16 protein-coding genes are annotated in these 19949 nt (G+C 46.0%); 9 read left to right on the top strand and 7 right to left on the bottom strand.

Going from position 1 to position 19949, the window contains the following annotated elements:
* Positions 1-165: 165 nt before the first annotated feature.
* A complete protein-coding gene (gene gshAB, locus DK430_RS04325; protein ID WP_109077881.1) occupies positions 166-2439 on the bottom strand; it encodes a bifunctional glutamate--cysteine ligase GshA/glutathione synthetase GshB in 2274 nt (757 codons plus the stop codon).
* Between the two features lie 230 nt (positions 2440-2669).
* Here gshAB and DK430_RS04320 point away from each other — a divergent pair, with 230 nt between their 5' ends.
* From DK430_RS04320 to clpX, 3 genes are all read left to right on the top strand, one after another.
* Positions 2670-4271 (top strand): sulfatase-like hydrolase/transferase, encoded by a 1602-nt coding sequence (locus tag DK430_RS04320; protein ID WP_109077880.1) that lies wholly within the window; start codon positions 2670-2672, stop codon positions 4269-4271.
* Positions 4272-4514: 243 nt separating this feature from the next.
* Positions 4515-5096 (top strand): ATP-dependent Clp endopeptidase proteolytic subunit ClpP, encoded by a 582-nt coding sequence (gene clpP / locus DK430_RS04315; RefSeq protein ID WP_109077879.1) that lies wholly within the window; start codon positions 4515-4517, stop codon positions 5094-5096.
* A gap of 9 nt (positions 5097-5105) precedes the next feature.
* Positions 5106-6347, top strand: a complete 1242-nt coding sequence (gene clpX / locus DK430_RS04310) for an ATP-dependent protease ATP-binding subunit ClpX (RefSeq protein WP_109077878.1) — start codon at positions 5106-5108, stop codon at positions 6345-6347.
* A gap of 47 nt (positions 6348-6394) precedes the next feature.
* Here the strand turns inward: clpX and DK430_RS04305 are convergent, their stop codons facing one another.
* The 3 genes from DK430_RS04305 to DK430_RS04295 all read right to left on the bottom strand — a co-directional run bounded on the left by DK430_RS04305 (position 6395) and on the right by DK430_RS04295 (position 9880).
* A complete protein-coding gene (locus tag DK430_RS04305) occupies positions 6395-7240 on the bottom strand; it encodes a DUF817 domain-containing protein (RefSeq protein ID WP_109077877.1) in 846 nt (281 codons plus the stop codon).
* A gap of 72 nt (positions 7241-7312) precedes the next feature.
* The gene (locus tag DK430_RS04300; protein ID WP_109077876.1) at positions 7313-9472 is read right to left on the bottom strand and encodes a heavy metal translocating P-type ATPase; all 2160 of its coding nucleotides are present in this window, start codon (positions 9470-9472) and stop codon (positions 7313-7315) included.
* A gap of 195 nt (positions 9473-9667) precedes the next feature.
* Positions 9668-9880: a heavy-metal-associated domain-containing protein gene (locus DK430_RS04295; RefSeq protein ID WP_109077875.1), complete on the bottom strand. Its 213-nt coding sequence runs from the start codon at positions 9878-9880 to the stop codon at positions 9668-9670.
* A 97-nt stretch (positions 9881-9977) separates the two neighbouring features.
* On the opposite strand from DK430_RS04295, the gene DK430_RS04290 reads away from it, so the two are divergent.
* The 6 genes from DK430_RS04290 (at position 9978) to DK430_RS04265 (ending at position 18588) form a co-directional block, all read left to right on the top strand.
* Complete coding sequence (locus tag DK430_RS04290) at positions 9978-10364, top strand: MerR family DNA-binding protein (RefSeq protein ID WP_109077874.1); 387 nt, start codon at positions 9978-9980, stop codon at positions 10362-10364.
* Positions 10365-10588: 224 nt separating this feature from the next.
* On the top strand, positions 10589-12325 hold the full coding sequence (locus tag DK430_RS04285) for a class I SAM-dependent DNA methyltransferase (RefSeq protein ID WP_109077873.1): 1737 nt from the start codon (positions 10589-10591) through the stop codon (positions 12323-12325).
* The gene (locus DK430_RS04280) at positions 12318-13670 is read left to right on the top strand and encodes a restriction endonuclease subunit S (RefSeq protein ID WP_109077872.1); all 1353 of its coding nucleotides are present in this window, start codon (positions 12318-12320) and stop codon (positions 13668-13670) included. The genes DK430_RS04285 and DK430_RS04280 overlap by 8 nt, the downstream gene beginning before the upstream one ends.
* Positions 13663-14508 carry an FRG domain-containing protein gene (locus DK430_RS04275; RefSeq protein WP_109077871.1) on the top strand — a complete coding sequence of 282 codons (846 nt, stop codon included), beginning with the start codon at positions 13663-13665 and terminating at the stop codon, positions 14506-14508. Before DK430_RS04280 ends, DK430_RS04275 begins: the two co-directional genes overlap by 8 nt.
* A gap of 113 nt (positions 14509-14621) precedes the next feature.
* Positions 14622-15359: a hypothetical protein gene (locus DK430_RS04270; RefSeq protein ID WP_109077870.1), complete on the top strand. Its 738-nt coding sequence runs from the start codon at positions 14622-14624 to the stop codon at positions 15357-15359.
* A 64-nt stretch (positions 15360-15423) separates the two neighbouring features.
* Positions 15424-18588, top strand: coding sequence for a type I restriction endonuclease subunit R (locus DK430_RS04265; RefSeq protein WP_109077869.1), 3165 nt, complete (start codon positions 15424-15426; stop codon positions 18586-18588).
* Between the two features lie 36 nt (positions 18589-18624).
* Here DK430_RS04265 and DK430_RS04260 read toward each other — a convergent pair whose 3' ends face one another.
* The 3 genes from DK430_RS04260 to tsaA all read right to left on the bottom strand — a co-directional run bounded on the left by DK430_RS04260 (position 18625) and on the right by tsaA (position 19931).
* Positions 18625-18912, bottom strand: a complete 288-nt coding sequence (locus DK430_RS04260; protein WP_109077868.1) for a type II toxin-antitoxin system RelE family toxin — start codon at positions 18910-18912, stop codon at positions 18625-18627.
* Positions 18902-19144, bottom strand: a complete 243-nt coding sequence (locus tag DK430_RS04255) for a type II toxin-antitoxin system RelB/DinJ family antitoxin (RefSeq protein ID WP_109077867.1) — start codon at positions 19142-19144, stop codon at positions 18902-18904. Before DK430_RS04255 ends, DK430_RS04260 begins: the two co-directional genes overlap by 11 nt.
* Before the next feature lie 70 nt (positions 19145-19214).
* On the bottom strand, positions 19215-19931 hold the full coding sequence (gene tsaA / locus DK430_RS04250; protein ID WP_109077866.1) for a tRNA (N6-threonylcarbamoyladenosine(37)-N6)-methyltransferase TrmO: 717 nt from the start codon (positions 19929-19931) through the stop codon (positions 19215-19217).
* Between the last annotated feature and the right edge of the window lie 18 nt (positions 19932-19949).

Here is a 19949-nt window from a genome sequence, read left to right as displayed (position 1 = left end):
AAATTAAAGCGCACATACTATACAAGAATTCTGAAACGAATGAAAAGTGCGGTGGTTTTTGGAGACGTTTTTTAACTTGAAAAACACCCTGAAAAACGACCGCACTTTAGGAGCAAAAAAGGCGAATCCGAAGATTCGCCTTGCATTTTTTAACTTGGAAGAAACTTATTTCAACTCAGGAAACAACATCTTCAGCACGTTTTGTGTTACTCGGCGGGATTGTCCCGCGTACGGGAAAATATGCATCATCATCATCGGGTTGAAATTGGCTTCAATCACACCCCAAGATTGCAGGCTCGGCTCGGCGGGTTGAGTTAAATCGGGAATAATTAAATCCACGCCGCATACCGCTGCGCCCATGGCTTTGGTGATGCCCACCGCCAACGCTTTGTAACTCGGGTGCATTTGGTCGGTCATGTCGATGGAATCGCCGCCGGTACTGATATTGGAATTGGCGCGCAATTGCACCAACTGATCTTTTGCCGGCACGCTGTCAACGGTCAAGCCCTGTTCTTTTAACTGTAATTGTTCAATGTCACCCAAGGCAATTTTCTTCAACGGCGTACGGCTGCCGTCGCCGCGCAACGGATGATCGTTTTTCTGTGCCACCAATTCCGCCACCGTATGCACGCCGTCACCGATAACATTTGCCGGCACGCGTAACAACACCGCGAGGGTTTCATCGCCCAACACGAAGAAACGGTATTCCGTGCCTGTGAGGTAATCTTCCACCATCACTTCTTTATCTTCGCGGAAGGCAATTTCAATGGCTTTGGCGAAATCTTCGCGATCGTGCACGCCTTGTTGGAAGATGCTGATACCTAAGCCGTAATTGGTGGATTTCGGTTTAATCACCACGGCGCGTCCCACAAATAAAGCATAATTGGCGACCGCTTGTTCTACGCTGGTAAACTCCATGCTTTGTGGCACATTGAAACCGGCTTTCGCCAAGACTTTTTTGGTGACCACTTTATTTTCCATAATCAGCGGTGAAATATAGCTGTCGTGGGAAGTCATGTTGCCGTTTTTCACATATTCCAAATGATCGCCGAATTGCAGGCTAAGGAATTGATCCCGTTCATCCAGAATGTCAATTTTCAACCCTTTTTGAATGGCATCGAACATCAAGGCTTGAGTGGAAAGCTCCATGTTGTCAAACGCGGACAAGGCATAGAAACGCTCAAATGCCTGCTGTTTATAACGCTTCGCCAGTTCCGCGCCAAGTTTTTGATAACCGCCGTGGGCTTCAATAGCATGCACCAAGCGCGCGCCGAGGGTTTGGCTTGGATCAGAAAATTGCGCCAGTTTATCTTTTACAATTTGCTCGATTTCCGCGTCGGCGCGAATTTCCGTCAACATGGCTAATAATTGGTGTAAAACGCGTTCCCCTTCCGCTTGAAAAACGGTCGGCGATAACGGATTTTCCCACGCCACTTGCGCCAATTTTTCTTTGCCCAAAGCGACCGCACTTTCCGTCGATTCTTCGTCCAGCCACGCCATCAACAAAATAAAATAATGCACGAATTTGGCGTCATCCAAGGCGATACCATAAGGTTCGAACGGGTTTAAATCGAACAGACGGAATTCTAAATACTGAATGCCGTTTTGTAACAACTCGCGGGCATGTTTCGCGCCGCGCAAACGCACATTGGAATAAAATTCTTTTTCCGCAATTAATTGACCGCTGTTAACCGCGTGTTCCAAGGTGTCCACATAATCCTTCAGGCTGTCATAAGAAATTTTGACGCTCGGGTCGTTCACATAACCGTATTGACTGGAACGCAGGCTGCGCACATATTGCCCCGGTTTTAACGGCGTGCCGTCGCGGAAATAATTGGCGTCCACGGTTGGTGTCGCCGCCAGCAGATAAATCAGAATCCATTGATAACGCAGGAAATTACGGGCGATTTTCAAATATAAATCGTTCTGAAAATCCACCGCACTTTGGTATTGTTTTTGCCCGTTAAAAAGTTGTTGGACGAGTGCGGGATCAAGTTGAAAATTATAGTGAATGCCGCTCACCATCTGTTTGCTTTTGCCGTAAGATTTCACCAAATGCTCGCGATACGCCACATCCACCGGGTTTTCCAGCTGCGCCACCTTGATTTGATCTTCCGGCGGTAAACCTGCCGGCATGCTTAACGGGAAGACGTATTCGTCTTTTGGCATGGTACGCAACACCACTTCATGAATGGCGGACAACCAACGCAGGGTGTCTTCAATTTTCTTATTCGGCGGGGTGATTAATTCAAGCTGGCTTTCGGCAAAATCCGTTTGGATATAAGGATGATAGGAACGGCTGCCAAAGCATTTCGGGTGTTCGCTCACCACAATGGAACCGTCCGCATGCACGCGCTGGCTTTCTTTTTCAATGCCGAAAGAGCCTTGTTGAAACAACAATTCCAGGCGATTTGCTTTTATAACCTGCTGAATATTCATAATTTTTCCTTTTAACCGAAAGGGAATCAAGCCTTATCGTTGTCCCTGTTTCGCTACATTTTTCAAAAATAGTCACATTATTAAAATTAATGCGTGCAAATGCAAATAAAAAAATCGCATTCCTCATAAGGAACGGTTATAACCCGCGCAATTGCCGTGAAAAGACTTCATTTTAGGGAACAAAGGGACTAAAATTTTGCCTTATAAAAAAACACAGAATGGTATTCAAGATGTCTCAACAAAAAAAATTCCGTTTTATTTACAACGATATAACTTTCTTTTTATTGCTTCTGTCATTCTCTTTTTTATCCCATATTGCACTGGGCATTTTAGACAATTACGCGACTCACATGTTGAGCATCTTGGGATTAGGCGTGCTACTTTTTGCCCTCAAAAAGCATGGCAATAAACGTTTTCTTGTCGCTTTTATTTTCCTCTTTGCCATTTCTTTCGGCTATGTGCCGTCGGGCATATTATACGGGCCGGTTTCCATCGGCGTGATCGCTTCCGTTTATGAAACCAATTTCAGCGAAACCCTGGGCTTCTTCCGCGCCATGCCCATTTCAATTTATGTTTTCACCGCACTTTACGTCATGCTCTTTATTGGCTTGCTTATGATTAATCGCCATATTCACGCCAATAAAAAATACCGACCGGCTTATTATGTCGTTTATGTCGCCACTCTGATTTTTAGCTTATACAGCCCGATCAGCAAAGGCATTCACCACACCGATAAAACACAACCGTTTACCGTCGCCGAATTTTTCAAAGCCTCCGATTTTTATCCGGTAAGTTTTCTGTCCAACGCCATCAAAGTGAATAACACTTATTTAACGCAACGTAATTTACTCAATGAGGCGCTCACGAAAACACCGGAATGGCAGATCCTTTCCGTCGAGCCGAAATATCAAAATTATGTGCTCATTATCGGCGAAAGTATGCGGCGGGATTACACGTCTTTATACGGCTATCCGCAAAAAACCACGCCGTTTTTAGAGAAAGTCAACGGTTTGATTTTCAATCTCTACGTGGCGGCAGGTCCGAATACCCAGCCGTCGTTGCAACGCACCCTTTACCGTTCCACCAACAATAATGAGGAAACGGTTTACACGGACAACATTATTTCTCTTGCCAAACTGGCGCATTACAAAACCTACTGGCTTTCCAACCAAGGCAAAGTGGGCGAATGGGATACCATGGCGTCGCGCATCGGCATTCAGGCGGATGAATCCTTTTTCACCAAAAAAGGCGGCTACGATTCGGGCAACACGCCGGACACCGCCTTATTGGCACCGCTAAAACAACTTTTGGAGAAAGATAAAGATCAAACCAAATTAATCGTATTGCATTTAATCGGTTCCCACCCGACATTTTGCGCTCACCTAAACGGCGAAGAACCGAAATTTCATTTGATCAGCCGCGAAATGTCCTGTTATTTGGATACCTTAAAACAAACGGACAGCTTACTATCGGACATCAATCAGATTCTGAAAGCGCAAAATCAAAGCTATTCCGTCATTTATTTTTCCGATCATGGTTTAGCGCATTTGGGCGAAGGCAAAAATCTGTCTATGTTAAATAATAAAGAATACAAACAAAGCTATGCTGTGCCCTTTATTCGTTTTTCCAGCGACGACACCAAGCGCACGCTGATCAAAAATCCGCAAAGCGCCTTTAATTTTATTCACGGTTTTGCACAGTGGCTGGGGATTAAAGAAAGCCATTTAAGCCGGGACGATTTTTTCAATCCGAAACCGCAACCGATAAAAGTGTTTAACTGGCGGGCGCTGGTGGACTACAACTCGTTGAAAGAAGATCCGGCGAAAAAATAGCCTTTGGCAACGGAAGAAGCGCCCTTGCTGCTCTAAAAAGTGCGGTCATTTTTTCAAACGAATGTCGGCACTTTTAATTTTTCGCGGAATAGCAATTCAGCAAAGGTGATTTTTCAGGTAAAATAGCCCCCGTTTTTTTACAACGTGAATTCGTTTCTGCGGCAAGTCGGCGCACCCGACATCAAAAACACCGTTTTTTCTGACCGCACTTTTCACCCCATCATGATTAAAATAGAGGAACATATGAGCCTAGTCCCTATGGTCGTTGACCAAACCTCCCGCGGTGAACGCGCCTATGACATTTACTCCCGCCTGTTAAAAGACCGCGTGATTTTTTTGAGCGGTGAAGTGGAAGACAACATGGCAAACCTGATTGTAGCGCAACTGCTTTTCTTAGAATCCGAAGATCCCGATAAAGACATCAACTTATATATCAACTCGCCGGGCGGCTCCGTCACTGCAGGCATGGCAATTTACGACACCATGCAATTCATCAAACCGGATGTACGTACGTTATGTATCGGGCAAGCCTGCTCCATGGGTGCATTTCTACTCGCCGGCGGCGCAGCAGGTAAACGCGGCGCATTACCACACGCCCGTGTGATGATCCACCAACCGCTCGGTGGCTTCCGCGGACAAGCGTCGGATATTCAAATCCATGCGCAGGAAATTTTGAAAATCAAAAGCACCCTAAATGAGCGCCTGGCATTTCACACCGGACAACCCATTGAAACCATTGAAAAAGACACCGATCGCGACAATTTTATGTCGGCAGAAGAAGCCAAGAACTACGGCTTAATTGATGAAGTGTTTAGCAAACGTTAAGAGATAAAAATGGCAAAAGATAAAGAATTACATTGTTCTTTCTGCGGCAAAGAACAAGACGAAGTGAATAAACTCATCGCCGGCACCTCCGGTTATATTTGCAACGAGTGTATCGAACTGTGCCACGATATGTTGCTTAACGAAGAGCATGGCGAAGAAGCGGAAACCGACGCGCCGAAAGAACAGGAATTACCGACCCCGCACAAAATCCGCGCCCATTTGGACGATTATGTTATCGGTCAGGATTACGCTAAAAAAGTGCTGGCGGTGGCGGTATATAATCACTACAAACGCCTGCGCACCAAACATCAAACCGATGATGTGGAATTGGGCAAAAGTAACATTCTGCTTATCGGCCCGACCGGTAGCGGCAAAACCCTGTTGGCGGAAACCATGGCACGCATGTTAAACGTGCCGTTCGCCATGGCGGACGCGACAACCTTAACGGAAGCCGGTTATGTGGGCGAAGACGTGGAAAACGTGTTGCAAAAATTGCTGCAAAACTGCGATTACGACATCGAACGCGCGGAACAAGGCATTATCTACATCGACGAAATCGACAAAATCACCCGCAAATCGGAAAATCCGTCCATTACCCGTGACGTTTCCGGCGAAGGCGTGCAACAAGCGCTGTTAAAACTCATCGAAGGCACCATCGCCTCCATTCCGCCACAAGGCGGACGCAAACACCCGCAACAGGAAATGCTACGTATCGACACCTCGAAAATCCTGTTCATCTGCGGCGGTGCATTTGCAGGTTTGGATAAAGTCATCGAAAAACGCACCAGCGTCGCCACCGCCATCGGGTTCGGTGCCGAAATCAAGAGCGAAAAAGACAAAGCCACCTTGACGGAATTGTTCAAACAGGTGGAACCGGACGATTTGATGAAATACGGTTTAATTCCCGAATTTATCGGACGCTTGCCGGTGGTCGCGCCGTTAAGCGAATTGGACGAAGAGGCCTTAGTACGCATTCTCACAGAACCGAAAAACGCCCTGTGCAAACAATATCAAGCATTGTTCGGCTTGGAGGACGTGAAACTGGAATTCACCAACGAAGCCTTAACCGCCATGGCGAAAAAAGCCCTCGCCCGTAAAACCGGCGCGCGCGGATTACGTTCTATCATCGAAGGCGTGTTACTCGACACCATGTACGACTTACCGTCGTTGGAAGGTTTAGAGAAAGTCATCGTCAACGAAAACGTCATCAACGACAACCAATCCCCGGAATTGATTTATTCCGACAAATAAAAAAAGTGCGGTTGAAATTCACCGTGAATTTTGACCGCACTTTTTTCCTAATCCCTCGACACCCGAATCGTCCGTTTAATATGTTTAAGGTTTGCCACGATGGTGAACGTCATGACAACGAGTAACGCCCATGCGCTCCATTTGCTCACGTGCACCAAAGACCAAGCGCCGATTTGGTTCGGATAGCGCCAAATGCCGATAAGCGTCCCTAGATTTTCCGCCAACCAAATAAAGAAACCGATAAGCATGAAAGAGAGCAACAGCGGCATACGACGCGGTTTGTCGTAAGGCGTAAAATACACCGTTGTACGTGCATAAAGCCCCAAAGCAAATGCAGCCAGATACCAGCGATAATCACCGATGTAATGGTGGGTGAAAAAATTCAGATAAATCAGCACGGCAGTCAGTGCGGATAAAACATAAGGCGGGTGGCTACGGATTTTCAGACCGAATAAGCGCCACGCTTGAATGATGTAACTGCCCACGGCGGCATACATAAATCCCGTAAATAAAGGCACGCCGAAAATTTTGGTATACGCGAAATCAGGATACGCCCAAGATTGGATGGAAGAAGAGGTTTTGAACAGCTCTAAGACAAAACCGACAACGTGGAACAACGTAATGGATTTGATTTCATCCCATGTTTCCAGCTTGAAACGAAACATCAGATATTGCACCGCTAAGGCGAAAATCAGCAATAAATCATAGCGGGGAATACCGACGATACCATTTTTCGGCATCAGAAACATGGCGATAAAAAACACGCCCGCAAACAGGCAGGCGCGGGCTTCTTTTAAACCGAAAAACCAAAATTCGACCAAGAAGCGTTTGATTCCTTTCAACTGAGAATTCGGCTGATGATTCATCAACCATAAATCAATTTTATTCAACATCTTATTCTTTTTATTTCGTCACAAAATGTAGCTTATTATGCCCGAAGATCCTCAAGTTGAATATTGGTAAGACTATTCTATTTTCACTTTTTTCAGCCGCAACGCATTGCTTAACACGGAAACGGAACTCATCGCCATCGCCGCGCCCGCGATGACCGGGCTAAGCAAACCGAAAGCTGCCAGCGGAATGCCTAACACGTTATAAATGAAAGCAAAAAAGAGATTTTGTTTAATGTTTTTCAGCGTCGCACGGGAAATCAGCAACGCATCCACCAACTGATTCACCGAATGTTGCATGAGGGTTGCCGACGCGCTATGTTGCGCCACATCGGCGCCGTCGTGCATGGCAAAGCTCACGTTTGCCGCCGTCAAGGCGGGCGCATCATTCACGCCATCGCCCACCATGGCAACCACTTTACCGTTTTCTTGTAACATTTTGACCGCACCCGCCTTGTCCCTAGGCGACATATTCCCCTGCGCATTGTGAATGCTCAATTGATCGGCAATGTATTGCACTACGTTCGGATTATCGCCGCTCATGATATACACGTCGATATTGTGCGCCTGCAAACGGGAAATCGCTTTTTGGCTATCAGGCTTTAAGGCATCCGCCAAGGCAAAGGCGGCGACAGGCTTGTCGTTCACGGCAATCGCAACAATACTGGCAATCTGCCACACCGGATCAAGATCCGCCGGCAACGTCAAACCGCAATAAGACGGTTTGCCTACCTTCACCACACCGATATGTGCAATTTCACCTTGAATGCCCTGCCCCACGTCCGCCTGAATATGTTGCACCGTAGGCAAAACCGCGTTTTTCGCGGCGGCAGCCTGCACAATGGCTTTCGCCAACGGGTGCGTGGCGCTTTGCTCAATAGCGGCAGCCAAGGCATAAATTTCATCTTCAGAATAGACCGCACTTTTGTCCCGCCAAAACGCCACCACTTGCGGTTTACCTTCTGTGAGCGTACCGGTTTTATCCAACACCACCGCATTCACATGGGCGGATTCTTCCATGGCGGCGGCATCTTTAAACCAAATACCCTGTTTTACCGCTTTGCCCATGCCGACCATAATCGCCGCCGGGGTTGCCAAGCCCAAGGCGCAAGGGCAGGCGATGACCAACACGGCGACCCCGTGAATCAAGGCGGTGACGACATCCTGTTGAATCCACCACGTAAGCAGAAAAGTCAACAAGGCAATGCCGATAACCGCCGGCACGAACACCGCCGCCACTTTGTCGGCAAAACGGGCAATCGGCGCTTTACTGCCCTGCGCTTCGGAAAGCGCGTTCATCATATCGCCGAGCAAGGTTTGGCTACCCAGTTGTTGTGTGCGATAAACCAGGCTGCCGTCCGTCACCATAGCGCCCGCCAACACCTTGCTGCCCGATTTTTTCATTTCCGGCACGGATTCTCCGGTTAAATGGCTTTCATCACACCAACCGGAACCTTCTTCCACCACGCCGTCCGCCGCGATACGTTCGCCTTGGTTGGCACGTAGCACCTCACCTACCTGAATTTGATTCAAGGGCACGGTTTGCCATTCGCCATGACGTTGCACGCGCACCTGTTTCGGCGTCAGTTGTAACAATAAGCCGAGGCTGTTTAGGCTGTGTTTTTTAGTGCGATCTTCCAGGAATTTTCCCAGACTCACAAAGCCTAACACCATCACGGAAGCCTCAAAATACACATTTGCCGCACCATGCTCATGCCCCGTATGCGGCACGTAAAACAGCATAAATACCGAATAAAAATAAATGGTTAGCGTGCCAAGACTGACCAATACGTCCATATTTGCCAGCCCGCCTTTAATACTGCCCCAAGCACTGCGATAAAACGGCGTCGCCAAGCCGAACTGCACGATGGTGGCTAACACCATCTGCCACACCGGCGGCAACATCCAATCATGCCGACCAAGCATCATGCCGAGCATGCCGATTAAAAACGGCACGTTAATCAGCCACAATAACATCAAGCGCCAAGAGATTTTGCGTTCTTGCGGCAACGCCGCTTGTTCCTGCTTTAACTGCGCACTGAAACCGGTTTTTTGAATAATTTGGATCAGTTGCTCGACGGAAGTTTGCTTTTCATCGAACGTGACTTGCGCTTCCTCACTGGCAAAATTCACGCCCGCCTGCTGCACAAAATCCTTTTTATTCAACACTTTTTCAATACGGCTGGCGCAAGACTGACAGGTCATGCCACCAATTTGAATCGATACTTTTTGCATAACATCCTCTTTCACATAAAGTGCGGTCGTTTTTGGCAATGTTTTTCTAAACACGGCTCGCGCAGGCGTCCTCGCTTGTGCTTATGCTTAAAGCGCGCGTCTCCCGACGCGTGCTTACGTCTGCTATTAAAGGCACGCGTCAGGAGACGCGCGCCAGCTAAAGCCTGTACCACCACTGCCGACAGAATACAGAATCTACGCCACTTTCGCATCAAATCCGGCGTCTTCCACCGCTTCCACCAACGCCGCAGGTTGCACTTTATTTTCATCAAAGCTGACCACCGCCTGCGCTTGTTCCAGGCTCACGTCCGCTTGCGCCACACCGTCCAGTTCGCTCAACACGCGGGTTACGCTTTTCACACAGCCGCCACAAGTCATTCCGTCGATTTTTAAGGTTACGTTTTGCATCATTTGCTCCTTTCAATAATTAAGTTAACCCTTGCCGACCTTTGTCGGTAGGATTACTATAAACCTTAACGTCAGGTTAAGGTCAAACATTTTTTTTATGAACATCAGTCAAGCCGCCAAACTCACCGGTTTATCCGCCAAACAAATCCGCGATTACGAAAAACTCGGCTTACTCAAAGCCGGCAACCGCACGCTCGCGGGCTATCGCCACTACGAAGAAAAGGATCTCGCCCGCCTGCGCTTTATCCGCCACTCGCGGGACGTGGGCTTCTCCCTGCAACAAATCGCCCAACTGCTTCAACTGCAAGACAACCCGCACCGCAACAGCCGCGAAGTGAAACAACTCACCGCACAGCACATCGAAACCCTCAACGCACAAATTCAGGCATTACAAAAAATGGTCGCCGAACTCCAACGCTGGCACGACTGCTGCCAAGGCAACGACTGCCCGGAATGCTCGATTTTGGCGGGGTTGAGTGAGTGAACAAATAAGTAAATTATCGGCAACGGAGTAAGTAAAAGTGCGGTAACAAAATCCAACGAATTTTGAACGTTGGCTTTGCCAACGATGGCGAAGCCATAAGTCATCGTTTCAGCGATTACACATAATTTTCACCACGTTTTTTCAATAAAAATATAATGGCAAAATCCGCTACTTTCATCTTTTAAAGCCCCGCAATTTTTATAAAATAAACACATTTTTTATCTATTCACTTTACAAAGGACAGATTTTATGCGGAAGCCAGAAGCCAGAAGCCAGAAGCCAGAAGCCAGAAGCCAGAAGCCAGAAGCCACCAAGATTATGTTGAAAATCTAGCGAACCAACAAGCCTTTCTTAACGACCTAGACGAAAAACTCTGGTCGTCCGCCGACCGCCTCCGTCAGCAGCTCGATGCCGCGAACTATAAACACATTGTTCTTGGGCTTATCTTCTTAAAATACATCTCCGACAGCTTCACCGCCCAGCAAGCAAAAATCTTGGCGGACTTGTCTTCCCCTGAAAATCCGCTCTATCTTGACCGCACTTTTTACGACACCGAGGCGGAATATCAAGAAGCCTTAAATGTTGAACTGGAAAACCGCGATTATTACACCGCTGACAATGTGTTCTGGGTGCCTGCCTCTGCACGTTGGCAAGCCTTGCAGGAAGTCTCGATTCTCAACACAGGCGCAGAATTGCCTTGGGGTGGGAAATTCGCGGGCGTGGCACGTTTGATTGACGATGCCTTTGAAGCCATTGAAAAAGACAACGAAAAACTCAAAGGCGTATTGCAACGCATCAGCGGCTATGCAGTAGATGAAAACATCTTACGCGGGCTGATTATCCTCTTCTCCGACACCAACTTCACCGCGCCCACCTACAACGGCGAACCCGTACATTTAGGCGCGAAAGACATTCTCGGACACGTTTACGAATACTTCCTCGGCAGATTTGCCCAAGCGGAAGGCAAACGCGGCGGGCAGTATTTCACCCCAAAATCTATCGTTTCCCTCATCGTCGAAATGCTCGAACCCTACAAAGGGCGCGTGTACGACCCCGCCATGGGTAGCGGCGGTTTTTTCGTGCAAACCGAACGCTTTATCACCGCCCACCAAGGCAACATCAACCAGGTTTCCATCTACGGGCAAGAGTTCAACCCGACTACTTGGAAGCTCGCCGCCATGAATATGGCAATCCGCGGCATTGATTACGACTTCGGCAAACACAATGCCGACAGCTTCGCCCAGCCACAGCATATCGACAAAAAAATGGACTTCATCATGGCGAACCCGCCGTTCAACAGCAGCGACTGGTGGAGCGAATCCCTCGCCGACGATCCGCGCTGGGCATACGGCACACCGCCAAAAGGCAACGCCAACTTCGCATGGCTGCAACATATGATTTACCACCTCTCGCCCAACGGCAAAATGGCACTCTTGCTCGCCAACGGCTCCATGAGCAGCCAAACCAACAACGAGGGCGAAATCCGCAAAGCCATCGTGCAAGCCGACCTTGTAGAAGCCATGGTCGCCCTGCCCGGTCAGCTCTTCACCAACACCCAAATCCCCGCGTGCATCTGGTTCTTAAACCGCAACAAAGCACGCAAAGGAGAGGTGCTATTTATCGACGCCCGCCAAATCGGCTATATGAAAGACCGCGTACTGCGTGATTTCACCACCGCCGACATCGCCCAAATTGCCAGCACCTTCCACGCATGGCAAAAATCTGACGGCTATGAAGACACACCTGCCTTCTGCAAATCCACCACCTTGGAAGAAATCGCAGGCAACGATTTCGTGCTTACCCCCGGCAGATACGTCGGCACAGCAGAACAAGAAGACGACGGTGTGCCATTTGCAGAAAAAATGCAAAATTTGACCGCTCTTTTAAAAGAACAGTTTGCGAAAAGCGCGGAATTGGAAGCGGAGATTAAGAAAAATTTGGGGGGATTGGGGTATGAGTAATTGGCAAACGGTAACATTAGAAGAGGTAACCGAAAGTATTAATACAGGATTAGATGCTATTCGTAGAGCGCCGATTGTTGAACATAAAACAAATTTACGTTGCTTGAGAATACAAGATATTTCTCAAGATAAATCTTTTAATGAATGGGGTTTTACAGAAACAAAAAAATCTGATTACGATAAATATAAGTTAATTTCTGGCGACATTATTATTGCTAGAACTGGCGGTTCTATCGGTGTTAATAAACTAATAAGAAATGATTTAGAGTCCGTTTTTAATAATGGATTGGCAAGAATTAGAGTAAATAAAAATTTTGCCACACCCGAATTTATTTATTGCGTTATGCAATCTATTAATTTCAAAAGTCATATTAATGCTATTTCAAGCGGAACAGCTGCACAACCTAATATGAAAGTAGGTGATATGTCTAAGTTTGAATTTAAATTACCACCCTTAAATGAACAGAAAAAAATTACAGAAACAATTTTTGCTTTTATAGATAAAATCCAACTCAATACCCAAATCAACCAAACCCTAGAACAGATCGCTCAAGCGATTTTTAAAAGCTGGTTTGTGGATTTCGACCCCGTACGCGCCAAAGCCGCCGCCCTTGCTGATGGCAAAAACCAAGCCGAAGCGGAACTTGCTGCGATGTCGGCAATCAGCGGAAAAACGGCGGAAGAATTGACCGCACTTGAGCCAGAACGCTATGCGGAATTGGCGGAGATTGCGGCTGCGTTTCCGAGTGAGATGGGGGAAGTTGATGGGGTTGAAGTGCCGAGGGGGTGGGAGGTCGGCATTTTTGCAGATATTACTCAACCAAGACGGGAAAAAGTAAAAAACGATCCAGCAACCGTATTATCGGCTGTATCTAGCGGAGAATTAGTCAAATCCGAGGAGTATTTTACTAAGCAGGTTTTCAGTAAAAGCATTGATAAGTATCTCAAAGTTTATCAGTGGGATTTTGCCTATAACCCTGCTCGAATAAACATCGGATCTATCGGCTTGCACGAAAGTGAGTATTTGGGCGCGGTTAGTCCAGTATATGAAGTATTTAGCGTATCTGATAAATATCATTGGCTTATGAAAAGAATGATCAACCTAGAAACAACTAAGATAAAGATTCAGACCCTTTGCACAGGTTCTGTTCGTCAAACTCTGAAACTGAAAGATTTTCAATCCATTGATTGTATTATTCCTGATGAAAAAACAATCTCTCTTTTTAATAGAAAATGGGAAGAATATCGCACTCTCATTTTAAAAAATAATGAGAACACACAGACACTTTCAGAAATTAGAGATTTGTTGTTACCTAGATTATTGAGTGGGGAAATCAATGCCTAAACTAACAAATCTAAAAGAACTTCCTTTTATTGATAAAAGAAAACCTTTGTTTAAACAAAAATTTCAAATTGAAAAGTTTGATGACGGCTTAGTAGGATATTCTCAATGTATCAAAATCAGGACGCTACAACAGCTTGAATATCTACTGAAAGAAATCTATGCAAACGAAAAACAAGATGAAGGTTTTATATATCGTGGTCAAGCAGATTCAAATTGGAAATTAGAAAGCACATTCCAACGAGAAACAAAAGGAAAATGTATTGATCCATACTTTCATCATGAAAATTTTAGACAACTAGCCAGAGGAAGATTATCTGAACAATCTTTGCTGAGAAAAACTCAAGAGACTGAATATATCAATGAATTATGGGCTGTTGGGCAACACTTGGGATTGAAAACGCCATTATTGGATTGGACGACAAATTTCTATGTAGCTTTATTTTTTGCTTTTGAAAAAGAGAAAAAAGTGAAGTATAGAGCAGTTTATCGAACCCATATGAAATTTTTTAACGTTGGCGGATCATATGTTTCAGAATGTTTTGTACCATATGCAGATCCAATAGGAAGAATATCTGCTCAACAAGGTTTGTTTATCACTCAGCAAGGTATTGAAACATTAGAAAACAAAATACGTACTGAAGAAGATCATTTAAAAAAGGTTTTATGCAGTACGAAATTCTATATTGCTAATACATTGAGAGATGAAATTCTTGTTTATTTAAAACATATCGGAATTAAATTTGAAACGATTTATCCAGATATTCAAGGAGCTATTTTAGAGGCAAATGAGAGATTAAAGAAAGATATAGAAAGAGCAAAACCTTACCCACGAGATTGATTTCACTTCTGCCAAATCTCCCCCCTAACTCCTCTTTGCTAAAAAAAAGAGTTGATAGATGAGGTTGCTATAATCGACAAATTTAAATAACAACACATAGGATAACCATAAAAATGACTGAATCAAAAACTAACGAAGATATTGGCACACATCTTTCTATCATCAAAAAGGGAGAATTCGGCGAACAGGTTGCTAGTTATATAAATTTAAATCTGTTATATGACGAACACGAAGGGTATTTAAAACCTCAATTTTATTCAATCGATAAGATCACCGATACTATCTTAACTAACAGTGACTTGGTATTCGTGCTTTCAGATGAACTTACCAAGGAAGAATGGGAGAAAATTGCAAATTCAGTTTCAAGTTTCGTGATTGTCTTCGGTTGCACGAATCCGTCACCCGAAATGAATTTTAATGGTTGCTTTATTGATAGCTCTTCAATTGAACTCTGTTCAAAAGTTGCTGAAGCGATTATTAACTCCTCGTGGGCGGCGTTTAGTCATCCGCTTATGTATGCAGATCTCTATTATTTTTTCACCACATATGGCAAAACAAATTTTGCAGTTCATGTTAACGCCTCTTCAGAAGATGTCGTTAATGAACTGCTCAAACAATTATCTGAAAAAAATATGCCACTTGAACGAGCTACCGGTTTATTTCTTCATATCGCTAAGAGCAAAACAGCCGACCGTAGCATGCTTAAGGAAATATGTAATCACATAGATACAATTAATAATCATCTGGAGGATAAAAAATTATCTCAAGAGTCAATCATTCTTTATAGTTCAACGCTTCTTGAGCGCTTACAAGGAATGGAAACTGAAATAACCGCCATTGTAACGTTTTAAACCTATTCATTTACAAATTGCACATAACTAATAACCGCTCCGCCCCAAATCAAAAGGAAAACCTATGATCAATGAAAATGATATTGAACAACTCACTCTCTCCCGCCTTGAAAAACTCGGCTGGCAACACTTCTACGGCAAAGATCTCGCGGTTTCCGAAGGCGATTTTGCCCGTGGGGATTTGGGCGGGGTGGTGTTTGTGGAACAGCTTCGCCAAGCGGTGCGCAAGCTTAATCCGCAGCTGCCTGAAAGTGCGGTGGATTTTGTCGTTAAATCGGTAACCAAGGGGGAGATTGGCGATCTGGTGGGGCGGAATCAGGCGTTTTATCAGCTGTTACGTGATGGCGTGAAGGTGGAATATCAGCAAAATGGTGAGCAGAAATTTGATGTGGCGCGTTTGGTGGATTTTGAGAATGTGGCGAACAATCGCTTTGTGATGGTGAACCAGCTGGAAATTCGCAGTCGTAAAGGCGGCAAGCGGATTCCCGATATTATCGGCTTTGTGAACGGTTTGCCTTTGGTGGTGTTTGAGCTGAAAAATCCGCTGCGCGAATCGGCGGATTTGTTGCAGGCATTCAATCAGTTGCAGACCTATAAAGATGAAATCGCCGATTTGTTCGTTTATAACCAAACACTGATTATCAGCGATGGCTTGAATGCACGGCTGGGTTCGCTTTCGGCGGATTTTCAGCGTTTTACGCCGTGGAAGGTGGTGGACGAAAAGGCACAAAGCAAGCGGTTGGATTTTGGTGATGAATTGCAAAATCTGCTCAATGGTTTGCTCACCCCGCAAAAACTGCTGGATTATGTGCGTTATTTTGTGCTGTTTGAACGTGCTTCTAACGGTGCGTTAATCAAGAAAATCGCGGCGTATCATCAATATTACGGCGTAAATGAAGCGGTGGAATCCACCATTTTTGCCACAAGCGAACAGGGCGACAAGCGCATCGGCGTGATGTGGCACACGCAGGGTTCGGGCAAATCTATTTCGATGTTGTTTTACGCGGGCAAACTGCTTTCCCAACCTGAATTAATAAACCCGACGATTTTAGTCGTTACCGACCGCAACGATTTAGACGGTCAGTTGTTCCAAACATTCAGCAGCGGCAAAGCCTTGATTAAGCAAACGCCGCAGCAGGTGGAAGATCGCGATGCCTTGCGCCAATTATTGAGCGAGCGGGAATCGGGCGGAGTGTTCTTCACTACCATTCAAAAATTCGGCTTAGATGAAGAAGAGAGCCAATTCCCTGTGCTGAATAATCGTTCCAACATTATTGTGATTAGCGATGAAGCCCACCGCTCCCAATATGGCTTTACGCAAAAACTGCACAAGGGCAAATTCCAAGCTGGTTATGCCCGCCATTTGCGCGATGCCCTGCCGAACGCCTCCTTTATTGGTTTTACGGGTACGCCAATCAGCCTTGAAGATCGCGATACGCAAGATGTGTTTGGGCGGTATGTCTCCATTTATGACTTGCAAGATGCGGTGGAAGACGGCGCAACCGTGCCGATTATTTACGAAGCACGCCAAATCAAACTAGCGGAAAATGCCAATCACGATGAATTATTTGCAGAAATTGACGAGTTGCTGGAAGGCGAAGAAAACCCGAAATTACGCCTGCGGGAAAAATTGCTCGGTTCGGAAGCGCGGCTGCACGATCTCGCGGTCGATTTTGTTGCGCATTTTGCAAAACGTAATGAGCAGCAAGATGGCAAGGCGATGATTGTCGTTTCCAGCCGTCAAATTTGCGTGGATTTGTACAATCAGATTATCGCTCTTCGCCCTGAATGGCATTCAGACAGCATCAATGAAGGGGCGATAAAAATTGTGATGACAGGTTCAGCAAGCGATGCGCCTGAAATACAGAAACACGTTTACAGCAAGCAGGAAAAGCAAACGCTGGAACGTCGTTTTAAAGACCCTGCCGATCCGCTGAAAGTAGTGATTGTGCGCGATATGTGGCTGACGGGTTTTGATGCGCCGTGCTGTAACACCATGTATCTCGACAAGCCGATGAAGGGGCATAACCTGATGCAGGCGATTGCGCGCGTGAACCGTGTGTTCGCAAACAAAAGCCGCGAAAATGGCGGGCTGATTGTGGATTATGTGGGTTTGGCGGAAGAGTTGCGCGATGCCACGCTGCAATACACCAACTCCACGGGCAAAGGGCAACTGGCAGAAGATGTGCAGAGCGTGTTCTTCAGAATGAAAGAACAGCTGGAATTTGTCCGCACTTTATTTGCCACACCAATTGAAGGCAAAGCGTTTGAGGTTCAGACGGCAATTCAAGAATCTGAACCTGCGTTATTGCTAAAAGCCATTGCGACAGCGGCAAACCATATCGCCACGCTGGATCAACTACCTAACGAAGGCAAAGCGCACGATCAACATTGGCATAATGCGGATGATCCTGAACCGCGCAAAAAAGCCTTTTTGAAAACCGTCGGCAGCCTGAAAAAAGGTTACGCCTTGTGCGGTGCGTTGAAAGAAGCCCAGCCATACCAGCAAGAAATTGCGTTTTACGATGCTGCGCGCGCCGTGCTTTCTAAACGTGAACAAAAAGGCAAAGGCGCAAACGAACGCCTGATTCAGCTCAAAGCCTTGATTAACCAAAGCATTGTGTCGGAAGGCACGATTGATTTGTTCGATTTATTGGGCAAAGGACAGACGCAGATTAATTTGCTTTCCGACGAATTTTTGCAAGCGATTAAAAACAGCGAGACCAAAAGCCTGTGGGTGCTGGCGATGGAGCGTTATTTGAAGCAGGAAATCAAAGCCAAAGCCAGCCGAAATCTGACCGCACAAAAAGATTTCGAGCAACGCTTGCAAGAGGCCCTCACGCAATATCACAATCATAATTTGAGCGTGGTGGAAATTCTCGATGCCCTCGTGCAAATGGGGCGGGATTTTTCCGAACGCTTATCGCGTGGCGAAAAACTCGGCTTAAGCACGGCAGAATTGGCGTTCTACGATGCTCTTTCGCAAAACGACAGTGCGAAGGAACTGATGAACGATGAAGTGCTTTCTAAATTGGCAAAAGAAATTACCGATATTTTGCGTAAATCGGTGAGCATCGACTGGCAACACAAGGAAGCCGTGCGGGCAAGAATCAGATTGCTTGTTCGCCGTGCCTTGCAGAAATATAAATACCCGCCGGATCAGGCGGAAAACGCAGTGGAGTTTGTTTTGAAACAGGCGGAAGAGATTGCGGATGAGTTAAGTTGTTAAGACAACAAAAGGAAAAAGGGAGATAAATCTCCCTTTTTATTCAATCCGCTCTTTTGCTTTTGTATAAATTTCCGCCCGTTCACGTTTTCCCACCGCAACAACAAAAACCATAATTCGCTCATGTTGTACTTGGTAAACCAAGCGGTAGCCCAGTTTTCGTAACTTAATCTTGTAACAATTCGAAAAATCACTTAGACGATTTGCCGGGATTTCCGGATTAACAAGCACTTCTGCCAATTTTTTCTTAAATTGATGACGAACCGTCTCATCTAATTTATGCCATTCTTTTAACGCTCGCGGGTCAAATTCTAATTCATAGATCATCTAAGCTAACCTTGATTCCCTTTTGCGGATTAGCTAAACGATAGCGCACGGTTTCTAGTAATTCTTGCTCTTCATCCGTGACGACAACAGATTTTATCGGCAAACTGTGATTTTCCGTAATATATTGAAAATAAAGACGAATTGCCTCACTTGGTGAAATATTTAATTGCTCTAATACGGCATAAGCCTGTTGTTTTAACTCATTATCTAAACGAACATTTAATGTTGCCATGAGTAGCTCCTTTAATGTAATGCAAAATGTAATACACAGAATAAAGCAATTTAGTCAAAAAGTGAATCAATTAAACCGACAGACTCATCACCTCCGCCACATCCGTCGTCCCCGGCTTAATCCGCCATCGCACGTTAAATTCATACAACGAAATGCCGTAAATGCGTTCTGTGGTTTTGCCTTGTTGGTAGGCGGGGCGGGGGTCTTGTTGGATGACTTGGATGATGAAACGTTGTAAGTGCGGTCGATTTTCGCTGTGTTTTTTGACCGCACTTTCCGCTTCCGGCGTAAATTCTACCTGCAATAAAGGTTTCGGCTCGGTTTGTGCGAAGCCGGAAAGGGCGTCGGGTTCGCTGTCGGCATAGGCGAGATAAGGCTTGATGTCGAGAATCGGCGTGCCGTCCACCAAATCCACGGATCCAAGGTGTAGCAAGATTTTGCCGTTTTTGCATTCCACTTGGCGCAATTCCACTTTGGATAAACCAAGCGGATTCGGGCGGTGGGTAGAACGGGAGGCAAACACGCCCACGCGTTGATTTCCGCCTAAACGCGGCGGGCGTACGGTGGGGTGCCATTTGCCTTGCGGGATTTGGTCGAATTGAAAAATCAGCCAAAGATGACTGAATTGTTCCAATCCGCGTACGGCTTCCGCTTGGTTATAAGGCGGCAATAATTCGACGATACCGGTGCCGTCCTGCACCAAATTCGGCTGGCGCGGCACTGAAAATTTTTCTTTGTAAGGCGTATGAATAACGGCGACGGGCTGCAATGTGAGAGAATCGGACATATTTTCCTTAAAACAGTT

The sequence above is a fragment of the Aggregatibacter kilianii genome, from assembly GCF_003129965.1.
Classification (GTDB): domain Bacteria; phylum Pseudomonadota; class Gammaproteobacteria; order Enterobacterales; family Pasteurellaceae; genus Aggregatibacter; species Aggregatibacter kilianii_A.
This window is presented reverse-complemented; position numbering and strand designations above follow the sequence as displayed.